This window comes from Flavobacterium franklandianum (assembly GCF_007097365.1).
Classification (GTDB): Bacteria; Bacteroidota; Bacteroidia; order Flavobacteriales; family Flavobacteriaceae; genus Flavobacterium; species Flavobacterium franklandianum.
Genome location: NZ_VJZR01000034.1, coordinates 1 through 5,806, shown reverse-complemented (window position 1 = coordinate 5,806; position 5,806 = coordinate 1). Strand labels below are relative to the sequence as shown.

The window sequence follows — 5,806 nt, the reverse complement described above, 5'->3', positions numbered from 1 at the left end:
ATTTTGCAACTAGTGATTCATTTGGAATCAAAAATTACAATAATATCTTGACATACTGAGATAAAGAAATTTTAATATTTTAGAAAGTTTTCTCCCGAGCCTTACGGCTCGGGAAAAGGTGTACATAAGCTTACGGGTTATTAGTACTACTCGACTATGACATTACTGCCTTTACATCTATAGCCTATCAACGTGGTCATCTCCCACGACCCTTAAAAGAAATCTCATCTTGTGGTGGGTTTCGCGCTTATATGCTTTCAGCGCTTATCCCTTCCCAACGTAGCTACTCTGCGATGCTCCTGGCGGAACAACAGATACACCAGAGGTTAGTCCAATTCGGTCCTCTCGTACTAGAATCAGATCCACTCAAATTTCTTGCGCCCACAGTAGATAGAGACCGAACTGTCTCACGACGTTCTGAACCCAGCTCGCGTGCCACTTTAATGGGCGAACAGCCCAACCCTTGGGACCTTCTCCAGCCCCAGGATGTGACGAGCCGACATCGAGGTGCCAAACCCCCCCGTCGATATGAGCTCTTGGGGGAGATCAGCCTGTTATCCCCGGCGTACCTTTTATCCTTTGAGCGATGGCCCTTCCATGCGGAACCACCGGATCACTATGCTCTACTTTCGTACCTGATCGACCTGTATGTCTCTCAGTCAAGCTCCCTTATGCCATTGCACTCTACGCACGGTTACCAAGCGTACTGAGGGAACCTTTAGAAGCCTCCGTTACTCTTTTGGAGGCGACCACCCCAGTCAAACTACCCACCAAGCAATGTCCCCCCGATTGGGGGTTAGGCCTCAGATAAACAAAGGGTTGTATTTCAACAATGACTCCACAACGCCTAGCGACGCCACTTCACAGTCTCCAACCTATCCTACACATCATTTATCCAAGGTCAATACTAAGCTATAGTAAAGGTGCACAGGGTCTTTTCGTCCCACTGCGGGTAAACGGCATCTTCACCGTTACTACAATTTCACCGAGCTCATGGCTGAGACAGTGTCCAGATCGTTACACCATTCGTGCAGGTCGGAACTTACCCGACAAGGAATTTCGCTACCTTAGGACCGTTATAGTTACGGCCGCCGTTTACTGGGGCTTCATTTCAATGCTTCTTCTTGCGAATAACATCTCCACTTAACCTTCCAGCACCGGGCAGGTGTCAGGCCCTATACTTCATCTTACGATTTTGCAGAGCCCTGTGTTTTTGATAAACAGTCGCCTGGACCTCTTCACTGCGGCCAGCATTGCTGCTGGCGACCCTTCTCCCGAAGTTACGGGTCTATTTTGCCTAATTCCTTAGCCATGAATCTCTCGAGCACCTTAGAATTCTCTTCTCGACTACCTGTGTCGGTTTGCGGTACGGGTACTATTAACCTGAAGTTTAGAGGTTTTTCTTGGAAGCCCTTAGGTACACTATCTCTTTGTCCGAAGACGCCGAGTACTATCGATCTTTGCCATTCTAAACGGATTTGCCTATCTAGAATATAGCTACAATCTTCAACGAACTATTCCGTCAGTTCGCGGTACTTTCATCACTCCGTCACCCCATCACAGTTAACAGTAGTACGGGAATATTAACCCGTTGTCCATCGACTGTCCCTTTCGGGTTCGCCTTAGGTCCCGACTAACCCACAGCTGATTAGCATAGCTGTGGAAACCTTAGTCTTTCGGTGTGCGGGTTTCTCGCCCGCATTATCGTTACTTATGCCTACATTTTCTTTTCTATCCAGTCCAGCATGCTTTACAACACACCTTCTACCCTGATAGAATGCTCCCCTACCACTTGACAAATTAATGTCAAATCCATAGCTTCGGTAATATGTTTATGCCCGATTATTATCCATGCTCGTCCGCTCGACTAGTGAGCTGTTACGCACTCTTTAAATGAATGGCTGCTTCCAAGCCAACATCCTAGCTGTCTGGGCAGACAAACCTCGTTCTTTCAACTTAACATATATTTGGGGACCTTAGCTGATGGTCTGGGTTCTTTCCCTCTCGGACTTGGACCTTAGCACCCAAGCCCTCACTGCTGGTAAACATTATATAGCATTCGGAGTTTGTCAGGAATTGGTAGGCGGTGAAGCCCCCGCATCCAATCAGTAGCTCTACCTCTATATAACTTTATGACCAACGCTGCACCTAAATGCATTTCGGGGAGTACGAGCTATTTCCGAGTTTGATTGGCCTTTCACCCCTACCCACAGGTCATCCGAAGTCTTTTCAACGACAACCGGTTCGGTCCTCCACTGTGTGTTACCACAGCTTCAACCTGCCCATGGGTAGATCACACGGTTTCGCGTCTAACACTACTGACTAAAGCGCCCTATTCAGACTCGCTTTCGCTACGGATCCGTGACTTAACCACTTATCCTTGCCAGCAACGTTAACTCGTAGGCTCATTATGCAAAAGGCACGCCGTCACCCCACGAAAGGGCTCCGACCGCTTGTAAGCGTATGGTTTCAGGATCTATTTCACTCCGTTATTCACGGTTCTTTTCACCTTTCCCTCACGGTACTGGTTCACTATCGGTCTCTCAGGAGTATTTAGCCTTAGCGGATGGTCCCGCCAAATTCAGACAGGGTTTCACGTGCCCCGCCCTACTCAGGATACCACTATCTATTACACTTATTACTTATACGAGGCTATCACTCTCTTTGGCTCTACTTTCCAGTAGATTCTAATTCTTTGTGCATAAAATGTCGTGGTCCTACAACCCCAATATTGCCGTAACAACATTGGTTTGGGCTAATCCGCGTTCGCTCGCCACTACTTACGGAATCACTTTTGTTTTCTTCTCCTCCGCCTACTTAGATGTTTCAGTTCAGCGGGTTCGCCCACCTATCGGTGTACTATGTCTTCAACATAGTGGGTTGCCCCATTCAGGTATTTACGGATCATATCGTGTGTGCCAATCCCCGTAACTTTTCGCAGCTTATCACGCCTTTCATCGCCTCTGAGAGCCAAGGCATCCCCCATACGCCCTTATTTTGCTTATTGTACCAATCATAAAATCAATTATGACCGTTTTGTTTCGTTTTTTCTAATAAATTAGAAAAAACTGCTTTCTACTTTTTATTATTTCTTATCTCAATATGTCAATGAACTTTAAAGCAGTGTTCAGTGTTCAGTTTTTAGTATTCAGTCGAAACTGAGTACTGATCACTGTAAGCTGATCACTCTTTTTGTGGAGAATAACGGAGTCGAACCGTTGACCTCCTGCGTGCAAGGCAGGCGCTCTAGCCAGCTGAGCTAATCCCCCATTTTTTAGTCGGCAGTTAACAGTTTTCAGTTAACAGTACTTAAAACGGCTTCACTCAACCTCTAAAATTTCCTTCTTCTAAGTTAAATAGTTGTCTCGGACAGACTCGAACTGTCGACCCCTACATTATCAGTGTAGTACTCTAACCAGCTGAGCTACGAGACACTCTTTTTACTTAAAAATAAAACCGTCATCATAACGGTCTTACGTGTATTATTTGAACTAACAGCGAGAGTAATTAAATCTTATGATTCTTTCCAAAATAATCTTCGTCTTCTTTCCTAAAAGTGTTGTAAACAACTAACATTTAGGCTCTAGAAAGGAGGTGTTCCAGCCGCACCTTCCGGTACGGCTACCTTGTTACGACTTAGCCCTAGTTACCAGTTTTACCCTAGGCAGCTCCTTGCGGTCACCGACTTCAGGCACCCCCAGCTTCCATGGCTTGACGGGCGGTGTGTACAAGGCCCGGGAACGTATTCACCGGATCATGGCTGATATCCGATTACTAGCGATTCCAGCTTCACGGAGTCGAGTTGCAGACTCCGATCCGAACTGTGACCGGTTTTATAGATTCGCTCCTGGTCGCCCAGTGGCTGCTCTCTGTACCGGCCATTGTAGCACGTGTGTAGCCCAAGGCGTAAGGGCCGTGATGATTTGACGTCATCCCCACCTTCCTCTCAGTTTGCACTGGCAGTCTCGTTAGAGTTCCCGACATGACTCGCTGGCAACTAACAACAGGGGTTGCGCTCGTTATAGGACTTAACCTGACACCTCACGGCACGAGCTGACGACAACCATGCAGCACCTTGTAAATTGTCTTGCGAAAGATCTGTTTCCAAACCGGTCAATCTACATTTAAGCCTTGGTAAGGTTCCTCGCGTATCATCGAATTAAACCACATGCTCCACCGCTTGTGCGGGCCCCCGTCAATTCCTTTGAGTTTCATTCTTGCGAACGTACTCCCCAGGTGGGATACTTATCACTTTCGCTTAGCCACTGAGTTTGCACCCAACAGCTAGTATCCATCGTTTACGGCGTGGACTACCAGGGTATCTAATCCTGTTCGCTACCCACGCTTTCGTCCATCAGCGTCAATCCATTAGTAGTAACCTGCCTTCGCAATTGGTATTCCATGTAATCTCTAAGCATTTCACCGCTACACTACATATTCTAGTTACTTCCTAATAATTCAAGTCCTACAGTATCAATGGCCGTTTCCCCGTTGAGCGGGGAGATTTCACCACTGACTTATAAGACCGCCTACGGACCCTTTAAACCCAATGATTCCGGATAACGCTTGGATCCTCCGTATTACCGCGGCTGCTGGCACGGAGTTAGCCGATCCTTATTCTCACAGTACCGTCAAGACATTACACGTAATGTTGTTTCTTCCTGTGCAAAAGCAGTTTACAATCCATAGGACCGTCATCCTGCACGCGGCATGGCTGGATCAGGCTTGCGCCCATTGTCCAATATTCCTCACTGCTGCCTCCCGTAGGAGTCTGGTCCGTGTCTCAGTACCAGTGTGGGGGATCTCCCTCTCAGGACCCCTACCCATCGTAGTCTTGGTAAGCCGTTACCTTACCAACTAACTAATGGGACGCATGCTCATCTTTCACCGTTGTGACTTTAATATATAAATGATGCCATTCATATATACTATGAGGTATTAATCCAAATTTCTCTGGGCTATCCCTCTGTGAAAGGTAGATTGCATACGCGTTACGCACCCGTGCGCCGGTCTCTAGTATTGCTACTATACCCCTCGACTTGCATGTGTTAAGCCTGCCGCTAGCGTTCATCCTGAGCCAGGATCAAACTCTTCATCGTATATTGTACGCTTGATAAATCAAGCTATTGTTATTCGACTCAAATTCTAGTGGTTTTTTAAATCTTTCAATTCTCTTACTCTCTTTATATTTGTTCTAAGATCTCTCTTAAAACGGCTGTCAATTCAATATGTCTAGGAACGTGTCTTACTTTTTATTCTAACTAACCTCTCGGTTAGCGGCTGCAAAAGTAGCAAACTCTTTTTTATCTGGCAAGCTTTTTGTAAAGTTTTTTTTTGGAAAATTTCTTTTCTTTTCTTCTCAATATTCTAACCAGTTTTTCAAAGATCGTTGCCGTTTTAGCGGGGTGCAAATGTAACACTCATTTTTATTTCTCACAAACTTTTTTAAACCTTTTTTGAAAATAAATTTTCTCCTAGTTTTAATCCGTTTGCCAGTGTTTATAAGAACTTGTGCGTCATTGCGGGTGCAAAAGTAGTGAGTGTTTGCCATTAAACAATGCCTTTTCTAATCTTTTTTTAAAGTATTTTTTAAGTCTCTGACTTTTCGATATTTACAAAGGTCTTTTTTTTTATATTTAGGATTCTTCGTAGCCGTTTTTCAGAATTCTAACAGTTTTACTGCGTTTATAGCGGTTTACTTCCCGAAATAGAACAACTAGTATCCCCTATTTGCTACCGCGGAATCAAAAATAGTATCTGATTAGGATCCGAAATAGGCATTGCTCCTTTATATTCTACATTATTT

General features: G+C 45.3%; 2 tRNA genes and 2 rRNA genes. All 4 read right to left on the bottom strand.

Features of this window, described 5'->3' with window-relative positions:
• Nucleotides 1–120 precede the first annotated feature (120 nt).
• Nucleotides 121–3,007: ribosomal RNA gene (locus FNW17_RS16140) — 23S ribosomal RNA — on the bottom strand.
• A 188-nt stretch (nt 3,008–3,195) separates the two neighbouring features.
• Nucleotides 3,196–3,269: transfer RNA gene (locus FNW17_RS16135), tRNA-Ala, on the bottom strand.
• 91 nt (nt 3,270–3,360) lie between these two features.
• Nucleotides 3,361–3,434: transfer RNA gene (locus tag FNW17_RS16130), tRNA-Ile, on the bottom strand.
• 153 nt (nt 3,435–3,587) lie between these two features.
• Nucleotides 3,588–5,099, bottom strand: a 16S ribosomal RNA gene (locus FNW17_RS16125).
• Together the 16S and 23S rRNA genes with 2 tRNA genes alongside form the textbook arrangement of a ribosomal RNA operon.
• Nucleotides 5,100–5,806 lie beyond the last annotated feature (707 nt).